Consider the following 16,630-nt stretch of genomic DNA (forward strand, 5'->3'; position numbering starts at 1 on the left):
TCGACACCGTGGCACAGGACGAACTCTTCACCGTGAACCCCGATCTCGGGCCGCCGCCGGAGCAGGCCGAGCCGAGGGAGCTCAAGGGGGGTGGGTCCCTCGGAGAGGGGGGCGGGAAAAACACTGCTGTTCCTGCGGGCTCACCGCTGGCGGTGCGGATGCGGCCGCGGTCGCTCGGCGAAGTCGTCGGCCAACAGCACCTGCTGCGTGAGGGCGCGCCGCTGCGGCGGCTCGTCGAAGGCGCGGCGCCCGCTTCCGTGCTGCTCTACGGACCGCCGGGGACCGGCAAGACCACGCTGGCGAACCTCGTCTCGGCCGCGACCGGACGCCGCTTCGTGGCGATGTCGGCGCTGTCGGCCGGGGTGAAGGAGGTGCGCGGCGTCATCGAGGAGGCCCGGCGCCGCCGGAACTACAACGCCGAGAACACCGTCCTGTTCATCGACGAGGTCCACCGGTTCTCCAAGACGCAGCAGGACGCCCTGCTCGGCGCCGTCGAGGACCGGACGGTGCTGCTGGTGGCGGCCACCACGGAGAACCCGTCGTTCTCCGTCGTCTCGCCGCTGCTTTCGCGGTCGCTGGTGCTGCAGCTGCGGCCGCTGACCGACGAGGACATCGTCGCGCTGATCGACCGCGCCTTGACCGACGAACGCGGCCTCGGCGGCGAACTCATACTGACCGAGGACGCGCGGGCGCATCTGGTGCGGCTCGCCTCCGGTGACGCCCGGCGCGCGCTGACCGCGCTGGAGGCGGCCGCGGACGCGGCGGGCGCGACCGAGGCCAAGACGATCGACCTCGCCATCGTCGAGTCCACAGTGGACAAGGCGGCGGTGCGTTATGACCGCGACGGCGATCAGCACTACGACGTCATCAGCGCGTTCATCAAGTCGATCCGCGGGTCCGATGTGGACGCCGCGCTGCACTACCTGGCGCGGATGATCGAGGCGGGGGAGGACCCGCGGTTCCTGGCCCGGCGGCTGGTCGTGCACGCGAGCGAGGACATCGGCATGGCCGATCCGACGGCGCTGCAATCGGCCGTGGCCGCGGCGCACGCGGTGCAGTTCATCGGGATGCCGGAAGGCCGTCTCGCGCTGGCGCAGGCGACCGTGCACCTGGCGACCGCGCCGAAGTCGAACGCCATCATCACCGGGATCGACGCCGCGCTCAGCGACGTACGCTCCGGGCGGATCGGGACGGTGCCGCCGCATCTGCGTGACGGGCACTACGCGGGAGCGGAGAAACTCGGCAACGCCCAGGGCTACCGCTACCCGCACAACGCGCCGGAAGGTGTTCTGCCGCAACAATATCCGCCGGACGAGCTGGTCGGGCGGGACTACTACGAACCGACCGCCCGAGGCGCGGAGCGGACTTTGCACGAGCGGGTGCCGAAGCTGCGCCGCACGATCCGGGGAGAGCGCTGAGATCCGGCAGGCCCAGTGCCATGAAAGGTCCTTTCCTTGCAAAATTTGCCAGGAAAGGACCTTTCATGGCACGCCGACCGTCGGTATGCCGGAGCCGTCGGTAAAGGCGTCTTGAGCCGCCCTTGAGCCCGCCCTGGGCAGCTCGACGGCCTCCGTTCGCCTCACCGTCGCGAGCCGGGCACATCCGTGAGCGAGTATCGCGCGCATGGAAATCCCCAGGGTCGGTGTCCCCGACGCGCTGGCCTCGCGTCTGTCGATGGCCGAACAACACGAATACCTGAGCCGCCGCTCGATGCTCAAGGGTGCCGCCGCCGGGGGCGCGCTGCTCGCCGCGGGCCCGCTCCTGCTGCCGGGCACCGCGTACGCCGACGGCGACAAGGTCGTCCCGGCGGGGCGGCATCTCGCGTTCGGCCGCAACCCGCGGACGTCGATGCGGGTCGCTTGGCAGGTGCCGGCGCCGGTGCGGAAGCCGTTCCTGCGCATCGCCGACCGCCACGGCGGCTGGAGTCACCGGATCCCGGCCGAGGTCCGCGTGCTGCATTCCGAGGTCGACGGCGTCATCGCCCCGTACGACCAGTACTACCTGCACGCCGAGGCCGATCACCTGTGGCCCGGCCGCACCTACCGGTACGCCGTCGGGCACGAGGGTTTCGACCCGGCGTCGGGTGACGGCGGTCCCGCCGCGATCTCGACCTTCACCACCGCGCCCGCCCGAGGCGTCCCGGCGCGCAAGTTCACCTTCACCGCGTTCGGCGACCAGGGCGTCTCGACGACGGCGCTCGCGCAGGACGGCGCCGTCGCGCGCCAAAACCCTCGGTTCCACCTGCTGGCGGGCGACATCGCCTACGCCGACCCGAGTGGCGCGGGCAAACCGCCCGGGTCCAAACCCGACGCGGACCACGACCTGTTCGATCCGAAGGTCTGGGACGCCTACTACCGCCAGATCGAGGGCGTCGCGGCTTCAGTGCCCTGGATGGTCACCACCGGCAACCACGACATGGAGGCCCTCTACTCGCCGGACGGTTACGGTGGCCAGCTCAAGCGCTGGGACTTCCCCGAGAGCGGGCCGCACGACTGCCCGAGCGTGTACTCGTTCATCTACGGCAACGTCGGGGTGATCTCGCTCGACGCCAACGACGTCTCCTACGAGATCCCCGCGAACCTCGGGTATTCGCACGGATCCCAGACGGCATGGCTCAAGCGGCGCCTGCGGTATCTGCGCTCGCAGCCGGACGTCGACTTCGTCGTGGTGTTCTTCCACCACTGCGCCTACTCGACGACCAATCAGCACGCGTCCGAGGGCGGTGTCCGCGAGCAGTGGGTGCCGCTGTTCGACGAGTACCAGGTCGACCTCGTCATCAACGGGCACAACCACATCTACGAACGCACCGACGCGCTTCGCGGCGGCAAGGTGACCCGCGAGGTCAAGATCGGCGACACCGTCGAGCCGGACCGCGACGGCACCGTGTACGCGACCTGTGGTGGTGGCGGGAAGAGCCTCTACAGCTTCCCGGTGCCCGACACGTTCGCGGGGGAGTTCCAGTCCTACCACTGGGTCAAGGGCGGCGAGAAGGTGACCGAAACGGTGCCGTGGTCCCGGGTGCGCTACACCGGGTACTCCTTCCTCGCGATCGACGTCGAACCCGCCTGGTTCGGGCAACGGACGACGCTGACCGTGCGGACCCTGCGCAACGACGGCGCGGAGATCGACCGATTCACCCTCCGTCGCACCGCCGGTCTCCACCGTTCGCGGCACGCCGCCGCCTCGGTGCTCGGTGCCGATCCGGGCGATGCCTGACGTATAACGACCTATACTCCTCCGCAGGGTGCGCCGACCCCTGCGGATCCCGGTCAAGGCTCGTGAGTGGTAATGACGGTCAGAACCGTCATTACCACTCACGAGCGCGCTGTCGGGGTCTGTCAGGCGGGTGCCCAGAGGGCGGGCACGTTCGGCGGCTCCCAGCCGGGCAGGGACCGGTGGCCCTGACGGCAGACGTAGGAAGCGCCGTTGTACGTCACCCGGGCACCGGTGGCGTAGTCGGTGTTCGGCGCCCAGGTGCCCGACGGGGCCGAGGTGGTCGTCGTCGGGGTCGTGGTGGTCGTCCGGGTCGTCGTCGGACTGGTCGTGGTCGTGGGTGTCGTGGTCGTCGTGCCGGTGGTGGGTGTGGTGGTGGTCGTCGGCGGGGCGCCACCGCCTCGGGGGTGGTCCGACGCGATCGCGTACGTCGTCCCGCCGAAGGTGAAGGTGAAGTTCGACGGCGACGCGATCGGCATGTAGTAGTTCAGCCGGATCTCGACCGTGGCGCCCGGCGCGATCGTCTGCCAGGTCGGCACGGTCACCGCGACGTGCTGGAAGTCTCCCTTCAGGCCGCCGACGTTGGGTCCGCTATGGCCCTTGCTGGTGACGGCGAGGCCGAAGCCGGACTGGTCGGACATGCTGCCGGGCGCGCTCGTGCCGTAGTCGAACTCGATCTTCGTGCCACCGGGGATGGTGGTGGCCGAATTGTTGGTGACGCGCATCCGCGGGGTGATCGGGTAGTTCGCGTCGCCCAGCGCGAACCCGGTCAGGTTGACGTTCACGTCGAGCACCGACGAAGGCGCGGGACGCGGCGACTTGGCGTTGCCGTAGGGGGCGGCGCCGCGCAGGCCGTCGTTGATCTTCGTGAGCAGGGTGTCGCCCATGAAGTACTGGCCCTTGGCGTCGTCGAAGGCGTAGTCGCCGGCCAGTTCCCAGATCATGATGCCGCCGATGCCCTTGTCGGCGACGTACTTGGCCTTGGTGGCGATCGACGCTTCGTCCTCAGTGGACAGGAACACCTTCTTGTCGTTGTTCCACAGCCACGGCGTCACCATCGTGTTGTCGTAGAACCTGTTGTAGGTGCCGGAAATCCGGTCGGTCGGGTCGGTCTTGGGCGTGAGCCCGTAGGCCTCCAGATAGTCCGGCGTGATCTCGTTCTCGAGGTTCTTGGCGTGCCACATGGGATTCGCGCCCGCGGGCACCTCGCCGCCCGCCAGGCCGAGGTCGTGCCAGAGGTTGTCGATGCCGATGGCGCCGTTGCCGCACGGCACCGTCGAGCCGACCTGGGAGCCGGTGCCCGGTGGACATTGTTTCTGGTCCGGCAGTGGTGCCTTGCCCCACAAGCCGTTCGTCCCGCCGGAAACACCTTGCCAGCCCCGGGTGTAGAACCCGACCCCGATGTTGATCCGGCCCGCCTGCATGGCGCCGCGGAAATAGTGATACGCCCAGTCGGTGTTGAGATAGCCCTGACCGTCGTACTGCGGTGTCGTGTACACCTGCCAATGCGCGAGTTCCGCGTCGTTCCCGGCGTCGTAGAGCGCGGCGTTCGGCCCGGCGAACTGGTTCCACGCGCCGTGCAGGTCGTAACTCATCATGTTGGCGTAGTCGAGATACCGCGTGACGCCGTAGACCTCCTGGCCGCGCAGCAGCCAGCCGGACGCGGGCACGGCCGCGGTCAGCAGGTAGTGCCTGCCGTCGGCGGCGCCGGCCCGGTCGAGCTTCTCGCGCAGTGTGCGCATCAGGTTCTCGTAGCCCGCCCAGAGGGTCCCGCGGTTGGCCTGCGCGATCCAGTAGTCGTCGGGGTTTCCGGCGTAATTGGCCGACGTCGCGTACTCGTAGTCGATGTCGGCGCCGTTGAAGCCGTAGGTGCGCAGGAACTGCACGACGGAATCGGCGAAGACGTCGATGCCCGCCTGGGTCTGCGTCATCTTGTAGAACCCGCCCGAGGCGTTACGCGTGCCGTCCGGGTTCAGGAAGCCGCCGGTTTCGGCCCAGCCGCCGATCGAGATCAGCGTCTTCACGTTCGGGTTCTGCTTCTTGTACTTGGTCAGCAGATTGAAATGTCCCTTGTAGGGCAACGACGGATCCATCTCGGCGCCGGGGACGCCCGGCCATTCCATGCCGATGGACTCGTTGGCCGCGCCCGGGGCCCCGACCGAAACCTTGTTCTGCGCGTCGACATGGGCGAACGCGTAGTTGAGGTGGGTGACCTTCGACCACGGGATGTTGTTGACCAGATAGGCCGGCGCGCCGTTCTTCCCGGTGCGCCAGCTGGTGAAGTAGCCGATCACGCGGCGGGAATGCCCGCCCCCCAGCGTTTCCCGGCCGGTCGTGTCGTAGACGGTGCAGTAGGGGGTGTCGACACCGGGCGTCCGGTAGAGACCGTCGGGACGGCAGTCCTCATGGCCTGCCGCGCTCGACGTGGACGGGGTGATGACGACGATCATGAGTCCGGCCAGCGCGATGAGCGACGCCAGCAGGGGGAGTAGTTTCCTGGTTCTCCTTGGCACGCCGAACCTCCGACAGTGGAAGATGGCCCTCGGTCTCAGCAGCTTGAGCCGCTGACCTGCCGCGCGTCAATAGGTGTAGACCAATTTCCATCCTGTGCCGCACTGCCGGACGTACCTGTGCTTCGTCAGGTCTGGTCTTCGTCGAGAAGCGAGGGTCGTTCGGGAGCCGGTGTGTAAGTCAAGCCCTTCAACAACGTTCGCGGATGGCCATACTCCCGGCCACATCCTGTCAGTGCTATGACGCCGTTTCCCGTAACGCGGGTGTGCGGGCCGATCTTGCCGGGGTGCACCGAAAGGGCTTCGGCGATCGTGTCCGCGTCGCAGTGGTCCGGGATTTCGAGTTCCGCCTTCAGGCGCCGGTAACGCCGGACCCATTCGCGTTGCCAGTCCAGGGGATTCTCGGTGTGGGGGATGTCGTCGGCCCAGCCTTCGGGCAACGGGGTGTCTTCATGGGGGAGGAGATAGCCGTTCTCGGCGGCGAGTTCACCGGCCGATTCCTCGGGGGCGGCGTTGTCGTAGAACCGGACCAGCTCGCCCTTTTCGGCGACGCACCACGACGTCATGGAGTCGCCATAGCTGCGGAAGTACTGGTGCGCGGCGCCGAACCGGCGGCTCAGCTCGACGCAGCGCTCACGGTCCACCCCGCGCCGGACCTTTTCGTTCGCGAGCATCGCTTGATACTGCTCGCGCGGCTCGACGCTCCAAGAACTTTCTTCGGTGATGTCCGCGGGGTGCTGATCATCCGACGGCCTGCCGAAGACGAGCGTCCATCCGTCGAGGGCCGGGCTGACGTAGACCCGGGCGCATCGTTGATGCCCCGGGCCGAGGTAATGCTGGTTCCAGATCTCGGTGCCCAGCGACATGGTCACCGGTTCCGGATCGGACAGGCCGAACGCGTCGAGGACGGCCGCCTGGTCGGTGGTCGGGAGGGCGTACCAGAACTCGCAACCCCGCATCGCGACCGGAACCTCGCCGTCGATCTTGCTCCGGATCAGACGGCGGAAGAGCGCGAGGTCGTACCCGCCGAGTGCTTCCGGGCCGCCCAAGGCGAACAGCAGCGCGCGCCGCGTTGCGCAGCGCCGGATTCCCGGTTCGCCGGATTTCGCGGAGTTCGGGGAGGTCGTCCGGCCCGGCCTTGTCCAGGTCCCAGACGCTGAAGCGTTCCCCGGCGACGAGGGCTTCGGCCACGGCTCTCATGTCCATGACGCGGACGTTAGCCGGACACCACGACAGAAAACTCGTTGCCGTCGGGGTCCGCCATCTCCACCTGTCCGTCTCCCCCGGTGCCGAGCCGGGTCGCGCCGAGCGAGACGAGCCGATCGACGTCCGGGAGAAGGCCGCGCAAAGCGAACCGCACCCGCCTCTTCTCGGTCTTGGCATCGAAAGGCGGGCCACCCCAGGTGATCTTCGGGCCGCCGTGCGGGGAACGGATCGCGGTCTCCTGGTCCTGATCCCAGACCAGCGGCCACTCCAGCGCCTTGCTCCAGAAGTACCCGACCTCCTGGGAGCCGTCGCAGGCGAGCGCTCCGACGAAACCGCAGTCGGCCAGGAAATCGTTGCCCGGCTCGATCACGCAGAACTCGTTGCCTTCGGGATCGGCGAGCACCACGTGCTCCTCTTCCGGACCCTGACCGATGTCGATCTGCCCGCCGCCGAGTTCGAGGGCCTTCGCGACCGTTTCCCGCTGGTTTTCGAGAGAGGTGCTCGTCAGGTCGAAATGCGCGTGGTTCTTGACGGACTTCTTTTCTGCCGTGTGGACGAAACGGATCCGGAACCCGGTGTCGTCGGCAGGCAGGAGCGTTTCGCCGTCCGGTGTCCAGCCGAGGACGCCCGCCCAGAATTTCGCGAGGCGGAGCGGGTCGTTCGCGTCGAAACAGACGGCGTGCAGGGTGAGGGTCATAAGTGGGGCCACCTCGTGAGTGGTAATGACGGTTAGAACCATCATTACCACTCACGAGTCTCTAGCGCCTCCGGTTTTCCACCTTGCCCGTCAACGTACGCAGGAACGCGCCGTCCTCATCCGCGGTGACCTTCACGTCGTACCAGCCCTGCGAGACCGGCCAGTCCACAGTGGCCGAACGTCCGGCCCCGATCCGCACCACGCGCGTGAGCCGCGCCGACGAGAGCCGCAGCGTCAGCGCCGAGGAGCCCGAGTTCGTCAGCTTGAACTCGACACCCGGACGCCAGGACAGGAACCGGGTCCGCACGTCGACGCCCGCCGCCGCGCCCTTGCGGTTCCCGCGCAGTTCCCACCAGGACCGGTTCGGCCCCTGGACGACGACGCGGTAGTCGTCGCCCGGCAGCGCCACGGTCTCGGCGGCCTCGCCCCGGACATCGCGGTGCGCGGGCTCGGCGAATTCGCCTTTGTAGGGGTACAGCGCGAAATGCGCCGACGACGAGCCGCTGTTCACCAGCGACAGTGCCAGCTTGCCCGACTTGTCCACCGAGCCGGACACCGAAACCTGATACGGCAGTGGACGCGCGGGACGGTCGCCCGGTTCGGCCACGGGCAGGGCCTGCTCCGACGGCGCGGACGGGCGCCAGCGGCTGATCGGCGCGGGTACCGGGCCGGGCCGGGTCACGCGCGGCGGGCGACCGGCGCGGGAGAAGTCGAAGGCGCCGGTGAGGTCACCCGCGACGGTCCGGCGCCACTGGCTGATGTTCGGTTCGGCGATGCCGGTCCAGCGCTCCAGGAATCGCAGCACCGAGGTGTGGTCGTACACGGTCGAGTCGACGTGGCCGCCGATGGACCACGGCGAGACGACCGTCATCGGCACGCGCGGGCCGAAACCGAGCGGCTGACCGTTGAAGTGGTCCGCGTCGTTGGCGGCGCCGCCGGGCGGAACGGGCGGCGGGACGTGGTCGAAGTAACCGTCGTTCTCGTCGAAGTTGATCAGCAGCACCGTTTTCGACCAGGTTTCGCGGTCGGAGGCGATGGCGTCGAGCACGCGGTAGATCAGGTTCGCGCTGCCGACCGGGGTGGACGCGCCGGGGTGCTCGGAATCCACCGCCGACGGCACCAGCCAGCTCACCGCGGGCAGGCGGCGCGCCTGGATGTCGGCCTTCAGCCGGGTCACCAGCGTCTCCGGTTCGCTGCGGTACATCGCCTTCTGGAACAGGTTCCGTTCGGCGGGACTCAGCGCGGCGACCCCGGCGTCGAACTGCGCCTGCAGCTTCTTCCGCTCCTCAGGCGTCTTCTTGGGCAGGGTGTCGTAGAACTCTTCGGTGGTACGGAACTTTCCGTCGACCTTGGCGAGGATTTTCGTACCGATCTTCTTGAACGGGAGGAAGTACTCGACCGCGTTGTCGGTGAAGTTGTCCCATTCCTGGTAGATCCGCCACGGCACCCCGGCCGCTTCGAGACGCTCGGGGTAGGTCGTCCAGTCGTACCCCTTGTGGTCGTAGGAGTACGCCGCGTTCGTGACCGCGCGGGCGGTGCCGCCCGGTTCGAAACCCGTGGTGCCGGTCCAGAGGAAGTTCCGGTTCGGGTTGGTGGAGCCGAAGATCGAGCAGTGGTAGGCGTCGCAGATGGTGAAGGTGTCCGCGAGTTCGTACTGCAGCGCGATGTCGCGGCGTTCGTAGTACGTCATGGTGGCCGGGGTCTTCGCCGCGATCCAGCCGTCGTTCCAGCCGCGCGCCCACGCCTTGCCGCTGCCGTTCCAGCTGTGGTCGAGGTCGCCGAGGTACTGGATGTCGTCCGGTTTCCGGCCGGCGAGTTCGGCCGCCTTCCGCACCGAGAACGGCAGCACCGTGCCACCGGCGGGGTTAGGCTGCTCGAACACCGACCTTCCCGACGGCAGTTCCAGCGGATGGCCGTCGGAGAAGCCCCGGACGCCGCGCAGGCTGCCGTAGTAGTGGTCGAACGACCGGTTCTCCTGCATGAGCACGATGACGTGCTCGACGGCGTCGAGTCCGCCGCGCCGCATGGGTTCGGCCATCGCGGCGTGCACGGACGGGGGCAGGAGGGTGGTGGCGGCCGCGGCGCCGGTGGCGCCCAGCAACGTACGGCGTGACAGTTCAGGCATGCGCGCGACCTTGGCCGAGCAACGTGAACGGCATAAGAACCGAACGGGTCGTTCTGAGGGCGAACATCGTTCGCCACGCTTCCCGGCCCACTTCACTGCGCTGAGTGACGGTCCGGCGGGGTGACACCGCCGAACGGCTGGCGGGGCGGTAACCTCACGGACACCAAAGACCGCAGACCCTTGAGGAGGGCCCGTGTCGGCAGGGCAGATCGCCGCGCTGATCGCCGCAGGAGCATTCGTCGTACTCGTCGTGCTGCTGGCGATCGTGCTGTTCAAGCTCGGCCGGACCCTGGACGAGGCCACGATCGCCATCCGCAAGGCGCATGAGAACACCGACCCGCTGCTGATCGGCGCGAACGAGACGATCACGCACGTCAACGCGCAGCTGGAGCGGGTCGACGGCATCACCGCGAACGCGCAGGCCGTCACCGGGAACGTGTCCGCGCTGTCGTCGGTGTTCACCGCGACCCTCGGCGGGCCGCTGGTCAAGACCGCCGCGCTGTCGTACGGCCTCAGCAAGGCCATCAAGGCCCGCCGCAAGAAGGCGGAGGCGAAGGCGGCACGCCCGGCACGGAAGCGGGGCCGGAAATGAAGCGCCTGTTCTGGCTCGGCGTCGGCGTGGTCGCCGGCGTCGCCCTGTCACGCAAAGCGACCGAAACCGCTCGCCAGGCCACGCCCGCGGGGTTAGCCTCGAACCTGGGCGACGCCGTGCGGGAACTCGCGGGCGCCGTCGGTTCGTTCGGCGCGGAGGTCCGCGCCGGGATGAGCGAACGGGAACAGGAGCTGCACGACATGGTGTCCGAACGCACCGGTTTGAGCACGGCCGCCGACGGCCCTGCGGGCAGGCACGCGGCGTCGCCGCGGCGCCCGGCCCGGCGAGCTCGCCGGGCGGAGGGCTGATCGGTCGCGTCCGCGACCGGGAGACCCCCAGCCCTCCGCCGTTCCCGCCTGCCCTCGATCCCCGCGCCTTTCGCGCGAGCCCGCATCCAAGGACGAACCCGTGGAAACACACGAAATCACCCAGCGTTTTCTGAGCCATTTCGAGAGCAAGGGACATACCCGCGTCCCGAGCGCCCCGCTGATCCTCGACGATCCGAACCTGCTGTTCGTCAACGCAGGCATGGTCCAGTTCAAGCCGTACTTCCTCGGCGAGGTCCCGCCGCCGTACCCGCGCGCCACCAGCGTCCAGAAGTGCGTCCGCACCCCGGACATCGACGAGGTCGGCAAGACCACCCGGCACAACACGTTCTTCCAGATGGCCGGGAACTTCTCCTTCGGCGACTACTTCAAGGAAGGCGCCATCGAGGCGGCCTGGGAGCTGATCACCAAGCCGCAGAGCGAAGGCGGCTACGGCCTCGACCCGAACCGCATCTGGGCGACCGTCTACGAGGACGACTCCGAGGCGGCCGGCCTGTGGAAGAAGCTCACCGGCCTGCCCGGCGAGCGCATCCAGGCCCGTGACGGCAAGGACAACTACTGGGACATGGGCGTACCCGGTCCCGGTGGCCCCTGCTCGGAGATCTACTACGACCGCGGCCCCGCGTACGGCCGCGAGGGCGGCCCGGTCGCCGATGAGGACCGCTACATCGAGATCTGGAACCTCGTCTTCATGCAGGACGTGCGGGGCGACAAGAGCCCGAAGCACGGCCACAAGCCGATCGGTGAGCTGCCGAAGAAGAACATCGACACCGGGATGGGTGTCGAGCGGGTCGCGACGATCCTGCAGGGTGTCGAGAACGTCTACGAGACCGACCTCGTCCGCCCGGTGATCGGCCGCGCCGAGGAGTTCTCCGGCCGTCGCTACGGCTCCGACCACACCGACGACGTCCGCTTCCGCGTCATCGCCGACCACGCCCGCACCGGTGTCCTGCTCATCGGCGACGGCGTCACCCCGGGCAACGACGGCCGCGGTTATGTGCTCCGCCGCCTGCTGCGCCGCATCATCCGCTCCGCGCGCCTGCTCGGCGTGCACGAGCCGGTGCTGCCCGCCTTCGCCGCGGTCGTCCGCGACACCATGGGCCCGACCTACCCCGAGCTGGTCTCCGGTTTCGACCGCATCGAGGACGTCGTCCGCGTCGAGGAGGAGGCCTTCCTCTCCACGCTCACCAGCGGTTCGCGCATCTTCGACCTCGCGGCCGAGGAGACGAAGCGGTCCGGCGGTTCGCTGCTGGCCGGTGACAAGGCGTTCCAGCTGCACGACACCTACGGCTTCCCGATCGACCTGACCCTGGAGATGGCGTCCGAGCAGGGGCTGACCGTCGACGAAGAGGGCTTCCGCACGCTCATGAACGAGCAGCGGCAGCGCGCGAAGGCCGACGCGGCGTCGCGCAAGACCGGCCACGGCGACCTGTCCGAGTACCGCAAGGTGCTCGAGCAGCACGGCGAGACCGAATTCCTCGGCTACAGCGACCTGCAGGCCGACGCGAAGGTCGTCGCGCTGCTCGAAGACGGCGTCCCGGTCCGCAGCGTCGGCGCGGGCAAGAAGGCCGAGCTGATCCTCGACCGCACCCCGTTCTACGCCGAGAGCGGCGGCCAGGTCGCCGACACCGGCGTCCTGCTCGGCGACGGCGTCGAACTCAAGGTCCACGACGTGCAGAAGATCGTGCCCGGCCTGTTCGTGCATCGCGTCGAGGTGCTCGACGGCGAGGTCGGCATCGGCAGCGCGCTGACCGGTTCGGTCGACCAGCACCGCCGTCTCTCGATCGAGCGCTCCCACTCCGCGACGCACCTGGTCCACGCGGCCGTGCGCGGCGCGTACGGCAAGCGCGCGGCGCAGGCCGGTTCGCTCAACTCGCCGGGCCGGATGCGGTTCGACTTCACCACCTCCGGTTCGGTCTCGGCCGACGTGCTGACCGAGGTCGAGGAGGAGGTCAACGACTACCTCCAGACCAACGTCGAGGTGAACACCTTCGTCACCACGAAGGACAAGGCCCTCGAACTGGGCGCGGTCGCGCTGTTCGGCGAGAAGTACGGCAACGACGTCCGTGTCGTCGACATGGGCGAGTACTCCCGCGAACTCTGCGGTGGTACCCACGTCGACCGCATCGGCCAGCTCGGCCTGGTGAAGCTGGTGGGCGACTCGTCCATCGGCTCCGGTGTGCACCGCGTCGAGGCGCTCGTCGGCTCGGACGCGCTCAAGTACGTCCGCAAGGAGCAGCTGCTGGTCTCGCAGCTCGCGAGCACCTTCAAGGTGCCGTCGGACCAGCTGCCGTCGCGGATCGACGACGTGCTCACCCGGCTCAAGAACGCGGAGAAGGAGATCGAGCAGCTGCGCACCCAGCAGGTGCTCGGCTCGGCGGGCTCGCTCGCGGACAAGGCCGAGGACATCGGCGGGATCGCGGTCGTCGCGGAGAAGCTCGGCGAGGGCGTCGACTCGAACGGCCTGCGCGCACTGGCCTCCGACATCCGAGGCAGGCTCGGGACGCGCCCCGGCGTCGTCGCGCTCTTCGCGCCGCAGGGCGAGAAGGTCGCCTTCGTCGTCGCGACGACCAAGGCGGCGCAGGAGAAGGGCATCGCGGCCGGCAAGCTCGTCCCGTCGTTCGCCGAGGCGATCGGCGGCCGCGGCGGTGGCAAGCCGGACATGGCCCAGGGCGGCGGCACCAACCCCGCCGGGGCCGAGCAGGCCATCACCTCCCTCCGCGCGGCGGTCGCCCAAGTTGGCTGACGACGCCCCCCAGCGGCGCCCGGATCGGCCAGGGGAATCCGATCCGGGGCGCGGTAGGCGGCTTGGCGTGGATGTCGGATCCGTCCGGGTCGGGGTCGCCCTCAGCGATCCCGACCCCATCCTCGCGAGTCCGCTCGTTACCCTCACTCGCGACGCGACTGGCGACAAGGACGTCGACCAGCTCAGTGAACTCGTCACGGAACACGACGTGGTCGAGGTCGTCGTCGGTCTGCCGAGGACCCTCAAGGACCGGCACGGCCCGGCGGCCGAAGCGGCGCTCGACTATGCCGAAAAGGTCGCCGCCCGGATCGCTCCGGTACCGGTGCGGCTGGCCGACGAGCGGTTGACCACGGTGACGGCATCCAGGATGCTGTCGCAGCGTGGGGTGAAGGGACGTAAGCAGCGTGCCGTCGTCGATCAGGCGGCCGCGGTCGAGATCCTGCAGGCTTGGATCGACGCGGTAGCGGCACATCGCGCACGGAAGGGCGACACATGACCGAGCCCCACGGCCGGCCCGAACCCCGGCAGGGCGGTAGACGACGGCTGCGGGAGCCTGAGGAGAGCATCCAGCCACCGGCCCCGCCCCGTCGACGGCCCGAACCCCAGCCGCCGTCCCGGACCCGGCACCTGCGCCACGATGCCCCCGAGGCCCCGCCCGTGCCGCCCGCCCCGCATGGCCGCCGGGCCGCCGAGGAACCGCCGTCCCGCGGTCGCCGGGCGGCCGCCGAGGAACCGCTTCCGCCCCGCGCGCGACGTCCGGTCCCGCCGGGACGGGCCCCGGAGCCCGCGGTGCCCCCGCCGCCTCCCGCACCGCCCCGGCGGTCCCTCCAGCCGGGTGACCGCGGTCTCGGCATGCCCGCCTACGCGCAGGACGAGCCGCGTCCCGGCCGCCGCCGTCGCCGTGAGGACGACGGCCCGCAGCCGGACGAGCGGCCGACCGACATCCTTCCCGCCGTCCAGGAGGCGCCGCTGGCCCGGCGCCCCGGCGCTGCTCCTCCGCCGCCCCAGGGCAGCGAGGAGGAGTACGACGAGATCTTCGGCGAAGACGCGTACGACGAGTACGACGACTACGAAGACTACGAAGACGACCTGGACTTCGAGGACGAAGATCGTGCCGAACCCGAACGTATCGAGGACGAGCGCCCGGAACGCCAGGGACCGCCGCCCAAGAAGCGCAAGAAGAAGCGCGCGCTGGGCTGGGTCGCCGCGCTGACCGTGCTCGTCCTGCTCGCCGGTGGCGCCTACTACGGCTTCACCGAGATCTTCGGCTACGACGACTACGAAGGCACGGGCGAAAGCGATGTCCTCGTCCAGGTGGAGAAGGGCGACTCGACGTCGGCGATCGGCAACCGGCTCCAGGCGGCCGGAGTCGTCGCCAGCGGCAAGGCCTTCGTGAAGGCGGGCGAGGACAACACCGCCGTCTCGCGGCTGCAGCAGGGCTACTACGTCATGAAGACGAAGATGTCCGGCGCCAGCGCGGTCGAGAAGATCACCGCGGCCGCTTCGAAGGTCGGCCAGGTCGAAATCCGGCCCTACACCCAGTTCCACGACATCACCCAGCCGGACGGCAAGGTGACGCCGGGCGTCTACTCGTTGCTGTCCAAGGCTTCCTGCGCCGAGTTGAACGGCAAGAGCACCTGTATCCCGGTCGAAGAACTGCGCAAGACGATCGAGACCGCTGATCTGGCGAAGCTGGGCGTCCCGCCCTGGGCCGTCGAGGCCGCCACGAAGGCCGAGCACAAGGACCGGCGGCTCGAAGGACTCATCGCGCCGGGCATCTTCAACGTCAAACCCGGTTGGACGGCCGAGGAACTGCTCACCGACGTCGTGAAGACCTCGGCGGAGCGCATCCTCAACGCCGGGCTGAGCGAGCAGTCCAAGGGCGAGGGCAGGACGCCGTACGAGACGCTGGTCATCGCGTCGATCATCGAACGCGAGGCGGTGAAGGCCGACTTCGGGAAGATCTCACGGGTCGTCTACAACCGGCTCGCCGAGAAGATGCGGCTCGAGATGGACTCGACGGTCAACTACGTCCTCGATCGGCCGACCCTGCTCACGAAACCCGAGGAACGGGAAAAAGCGGGCGCGTACAACACCTACAAGTCCGTCGGCCTGCCTCCCACCCCGATCGCGGTGCCGAGCGCGGAAGCGATCCAAGCCGCGCTCAAGCCGGCCCCGGGGGAGTGGCTGTTCTTCGTGAAATGCGAGAAGAACGGGCTCTCCTGCTTCGCGGTGACGAACGACGAGCACAACAAGAACAAACTGGACGCACAGAGGCGTGGTGTCTACTAACCGCAAGGCCGCGATCCTCGGGAAGCCGGTCGAACACTCGCTTTCGCCGGTGCTGCACGGCGCCGCGTTCCGCGCGCTGGGTCTCGACGGCTGGACCTACGAACGCGTCGAAATGGACGGCGACGGTCTGCCGGGGTTCGTCCGGGGGCTCGGCCCGGAATGGACCGGGCTCTCGGTGACCATGCCCGGGAAACGCGCCGCGCTGGAGCACGCCGACGAGGTCACGCCGCGCGCGGCGGCGGTCGGCGCGGCGAACACGCTGGTGCGCCGGGAATCCGGCTGGCTGGCCGACTGCACCGACGTCGACGGCGTCACCGAGGCGTTGCGGATCGCGGGAGGATACGTACCCGGCCCGGACGACGAGGCCGTCGTCCTCGGCGCGGGCGGCACCGCCGCGGCGGCCGTCGTCGGCCTGGCGGCGCTCGGCGTGCGGACGGTCCGCCTCGTCGTGCGGGAACCCGCACGGGCGGCCGAAACGGTCGAGGCGGCGAAGCGGGCCGGACTGGACGTCGAAGTCCTTCGCTGGGCCGACGCCGACTTCGGGAAGCTCGCGCACGCCTCGGCGGTGCTGGTGAACACCGTCCCCCCGGATGCCGTGCGGGCTCACCTGACGGAGCTGGCCGGGATCGGCTGCGTCCTCGACGTCATCTATCACCCGTGGCCGACCGCGCTCGCCGAAGCCGTCGCCGACCGGGGCGGGCGACTGGCGACCGGGCTGGACATGTTGCTGCATCAGGCTTTTGGCCAATCCGAGTACTTCACCGGGCAGCCCGCGCCCCGCGAGGCGATGCGGGACGCGCTGCGCGAGGCGACCGGCGGGATCCTTCCCCTGCCGCTCCACTGACCCCCGGCCCGCCAAGAGCCACCACGGCCTCGTGAGTGGTAATGACGGTTCTAACCCTCATTGCCACTCACGAGACTGG

12 protein-coding genes are annotated in these 16,630 nt (G+C 69.1%); 8 read left to right on the plus strand and 4 right to left on the minus strand.

Annotated features, from left to right (window positions below; genetic code table 11):
- Nucleotides 1-8 precede the first annotated feature (8 nt).
- Both SD37_RS14510 and SD37_RS14515 read left to right on the plus strand, forming a co-directional pair.
- Nucleotides 9-1,418, plus strand: a complete 1,410-nt coding sequence (locus SD37_RS14510) for a replication-associated recombination protein A (protein ID WP_044850424.1) — start codon at nt 9-11, stop codon at nt 1,416-1,418.
- Nucleotides 1,419-1,623: 205 nt separating this feature from the next.
- The gene (locus SD37_RS14515) at nt 1,624-3,216 is read left to right on the plus strand and encodes a purple acid phosphatase family protein (protein WP_044850423.1); all 1,593 of its coding nucleotides are present in this window, start codon (nt 1,624-1,626) and stop codon (nt 3,214-3,216) included.
- A 122-nt stretch (nt 3,217-3,338) separates the two neighbouring features.
- Here the strand turns inward: SD37_RS14515 and SD37_RS14520 are convergent, their stop codons facing one another.
- From SD37_RS14520 to SD37_RS14535, 4 genes are all read right to left on the minus strand, one after another.
- Nucleotides 3,339-5,726: a chitinase C-terminal domain-containing protein gene (locus tag SD37_RS14520; protein WP_044850422.1), complete on the minus strand. Its 2,388-nt coding sequence runs from the start codon at nt 5,724-5,726 to the stop codon at nt 3,339-3,341.
- A gap of 125 nt (nt 5,727-5,851) precedes the next feature.
- The gene (locus SD37_RS14525) at nt 5,852-6,772 is read right to left on the minus strand and encodes a hypothetical protein (protein ID WP_236725365.1); all 921 of its coding nucleotides are present in this window, start codon (nt 6,770-6,772) and stop codon (nt 5,852-5,854) included.
- A gap of 167 nt (nt 6,773-6,939) precedes the next feature.
- The gene (locus SD37_RS14530; protein WP_044850421.1) at nt 6,940-7,626 is read right to left on the minus strand and encodes a VOC family protein; all 687 of its coding nucleotides are present in this window, start codon (nt 7,624-7,626) and stop codon (nt 6,940-6,942) included.
- A 61-nt stretch (nt 7,627-7,687) separates the two neighbouring features.
- Nucleotides 7,688-9,751 carry a phosphocholine-specific phospholipase C gene (locus SD37_RS14535; protein WP_044850420.1) on the minus strand — a complete coding sequence of 688 codons (2,064 nt, stop codon included), beginning with the start codon at nt 9,749-9,751 and terminating at the stop codon, nt 7,688-7,690.
- 193 nt (nt 9,752-9,944) lie between these two features.
- Between SD37_RS14535 and SD37_RS14540 the strand changes: the two genes are divergently transcribed.
- From SD37_RS14540 to SD37_RS14565, 6 genes are all read left to right on the plus strand, one after another.
- Nucleotides 9,945-10,343 carry a DUF948 domain-containing protein gene (locus SD37_RS14540; protein ID WP_044850419.1) on the plus strand — a complete coding sequence of 133 codons (399 nt, stop codon included), beginning with the start codon at nt 9,945-9,947 and terminating at the stop codon, nt 10,341-10,343.
- On the plus strand, nt 10,340-10,651 hold the full coding sequence (locus SD37_RS14545; RefSeq protein ID WP_037305987.1) for a hypothetical protein: 312 nt from the start codon (nt 10,340-10,342) through the stop codon (nt 10,649-10,651). The genes SD37_RS14540 and SD37_RS14545 overlap by 4 nt, the downstream gene beginning before the upstream one ends.
- Nucleotides 10,652-10,751: 100 nt before the next feature.
- Nucleotides 10,752-13,415, plus strand: coding sequence for an alanine--tRNA ligase (gene alaS, locus SD37_RS14550; protein WP_044850418.1), 2,664 nt, complete (start codon nt 10,752-10,754; stop codon nt 13,413-13,415).
- A complete protein-coding gene (gene ruvX / locus SD37_RS14555) occupies nt 13,408-13,911 on the plus strand; it encodes a Holliday junction resolvase RuvX (RefSeq protein ID WP_037305990.1) in 504 nt (167 codons plus the stop codon). The genes alaS and ruvX overlap by 8 nt, the downstream gene beginning before the upstream one ends.
- A complete protein-coding gene (gene mltG, locus SD37_RS14560; protein ID WP_236725366.1) occupies nt 13,908-15,707 on the plus strand; it encodes an endolytic transglycosylase MltG in 1,800 nt (599 codons plus the stop codon). The genes ruvX and mltG overlap by 4 nt, the downstream gene beginning before the upstream one ends.
- On the plus strand, nt 15,694-16,551 hold the full coding sequence (locus tag SD37_RS14565; RefSeq protein WP_083254964.1) for a shikimate dehydrogenase: 858 nt from the start codon (nt 15,694-15,696) through the stop codon (nt 16,549-16,551). Before mltG ends, SD37_RS14565 begins: the two co-directional genes overlap by 14 nt.
- Nucleotides 16,552-16,630 lie beyond the last annotated feature (79 nt).

It is taken from the genome of Amycolatopsis orientalis, from assembly GCF_000943515.2.
In the GTDB taxonomy this organism is placed as follows: Bacteria; Actinomycetota; Actinomycetes; order Mycobacteriales; family Pseudonocardiaceae; genus Amycolatopsis; species Amycolatopsis orientalis.